A 1,280-nucleotide genomic window follows, 5' to 3' on the forward strand; every position below is an offset into this window, starting at 1 on the left:
ATTGATGACAAATAGCGTGGCACACAAAATCGTCACCTAGAAGTGACTAAACCCTTGTCTAATAAGGCATTCCGTCTATGGGGAATTAATATATTCCTGACGAGTTGATGACAAATAGCGTGGCACTTCAGTTGCGTCCCGAAACTAGAGGTGTCCTCATTGCAAGAAAAGCAGAAACCGTGCCACGCTATTTGTCATTGCAGTAGTTAGAAATCAAGTCTGACCAGGGCTATAGCGATCGCATCATTTTAGGGAGTCGCCCCACCCGTCATCGGCTGCGCATAACTCATCTAAAACCTAAAACGATTAGTCAGTCATGATCGAACGCAAGGCGCAAGCGGTCTAAGCCGTAGAGAACGTGCCGATGCCGGACATCATAAAACCGATTCAGGGTGGCAAGACTACCTTATCAAGCATGACCGGCAAGGGAATCGAGGGATACGCCAGACCAGGCGTGCGCAAATTGCCCAACAAGTCGAGATCCACGCCGCCGAACAAGGATATAGCCACTATCCCACCACACCTGGGCATTGATCCCCCCAGCGCCACCGGATTAGCCCAGCGTCAGTCCATCCTGCCAAAACCTAGAAATCGAACACCTATCGCTCCTCAACGCCCTCCGCGCTTGCCATGACTACATTGACTGTTTGTCGCCAAGTCTTCTGCTTCTGTTTCCTGGGACGCTTTCGCCGCGCCAATTGCCTGAGCGGGAGTTATCGGTCATCGGTCATTGATGTTAGGAGAGCGATCGCCCATTGTATGGTACTGGGCAAGTCCATCTTGTCAGCGTTGTCCCAAGCGAGTGCAACGGCAGCAGCTTTCCCCGATGAGGATAGTAGCGAGCGCTCGACTTCAGCAGATGTGGTCAAGCGCCCTGACGGCGAGCAACATCCGCTATTGCTCCTATCCTGCTGTCCGCGATGCCAGCATCCCCTTCAACTACCGAGTCAATAGGCAACCGGTGATAGCGATCGCTATCACCAGCGTGACTAAACAGAAAGTCGAATAGACCAAGTCATTTGTCGTCCGTCCGTTGGCTCATGTGTGGTGCAACGGCTGAGTTGCTTGAGCCGTTGTTCCTGTTCGAGGATGTTGTTTGGGTCGTCCTACTGACCAACCGTTAACGTGCGAGACATAACAGCCGAGTCGAGTTTGAGTGACGTTCTATCGAGATCTGCACAGGCATCAAAGAAGGCCGTTTTGAGGGATTGAAGTTGGGAGGCGATCGCAGCCAGTTGCATCCGAATGAAGACGGTCTAGCTACAGAGAGAGCGATCGCT

1 protein-coding gene is annotated in these 1,280 nt (G+C 52.2%); it reads right to left on the reverse strand.

Translation table 11 applies throughout. The annotated features are described in order from the left end of the window. Positions 1 to 387 precede the first annotated feature (387 nt). Positions 388 to 510: a hypothetical protein gene (locus JUJ53_RS25005; protein ID WP_275415721.1), complete on the reverse strand. Its 123-nt coding sequence runs from the start codon at positions 508 to 510 to the stop codon at positions 388 to 390. Positions 511 to 1,280 lie beyond the last annotated feature (770 nt).

Source organism: Leptolyngbya sp. CCY15150 (genome assembly GCF_016888135.1).
GTDB lineage: Bacteria > Cyanobacteriota > Cyanobacteriia > RECH01 > RECH01 > RECH01.